At 76.0% G+C, this 1,075-nt stretch carries 1 protein-coding gene; it reads right to left on the bottom strand.

Annotated elements, in window-relative coordinates:
• Positions 1-39 precede the first annotated feature (39 nt).
• Entirely contained in the window at positions 40-999 is a 960-nt protein-coding gene (locus tag AB8Z36_RS40940; RefSeq protein WP_369218414.1) for a LysR family transcriptional regulator, read from the bottom strand.
• Positions 1,000-1,075 lie beyond the last annotated feature (76 nt).

Below are 1,075 nucleotides of genomic sequence, written 5' to 3'. Positions count from 1 at the left end.
CGACGACGAGGCAGCAGCCGCGGGCGAAGCGGCCGCCGTTCAGGCCGCCCGCGCCCCGGCCCGCGTCAGCGCCAGCAGGTCCCGCCCCGGGCCCGCCGGACGGTGCCCGGTCGGCCAGACCGCACGCAGCGCACGGCGCAGGCGCATGTCCCGCAGGGGGATCTCCACCAGGCGGCGGGCCGTCAGCTCCTCGCCGACCGCCAGTTCGCTCAGGACCGAGGGGCCCGCGCCGCTGACCGCCGAGGCCTTGACCGCCGTCGTGGAGGAGAGCTCGATCAGGGGGCGGGCGAGACCACCGAGGGCCGCGTCCAGGACCTGGCGGGTGCCTGAGCCCTCCTCGCGCAGGATCAGGGGCGTGGCCGACAGTTCCTCGGGGTCCAGCGGACTCCTGCGGCGCGCCCACGGATGGTCCGGCGCAGTCACCACGACGAGCCGGTCGTGCGCGATGACCACGTCGTCCAAACCGCCCGGCACCGTCAGACCCTCGACGAAGCCGAGGTCCGCCTCACCGGCGAGGAGCCGCGACGCCACGGCCGCGGAGTTGCCCGCGAGGAGCGACACCGCCGTATCGGGCCGCTGGCCCCGCAGGGCGATGAGCCAGCCGGGCAGCAGATACTCCGCGATGGTCATGCTCGCCGCCACCCTCAGCCGCGAGTCCCGCCGGTCGCGCAGCGCCTGCGCCCCCGCGTCGAAGGACTCCGCCGCCTCCACGATCCGCCCGGCCCAGTCGGTGACCAGGGCCCCCGCGTCCGTCAGGCGCGAACCGCGCGGCGACCGGTCGACCAGCGCCACCCCGAGCTGCCGCTCCATCGCACGCACCCTGCTGCTCGCGGCGGGCTGGGTGATGCCGAGCTCCCGCGCGGCCCGCCCCAGACTGCCGAGCCGCGCCACGGCGAGCAGGAGCTGGAGCGCCCCGAGGTCGGGGACCCGGTGCGCCAGCGAGGCCCCCGGCGAGGCGGTCGCGGAGGGGGGCGGGGAGTGTTCGGCGGACGAGCTCATAAAGCCAGCTTATGTGCTCATAGAGGAAGACCTTCTGGCGGCGGTCCACCGGCCCCACGAGGGTGGAGCCATGGTC

It is taken from the genome of Streptomyces flavofungini, from assembly GCF_041028215.1.
GTDB classification, from domain to species: Bacteria; Actinomycetota; Actinomycetes; order Streptomycetales; family Streptomycetaceae; genus Streptomyces; species Streptomyces flavofungini_B.
This window is presented reverse-complemented; position numbering and strand designations above follow the sequence as displayed.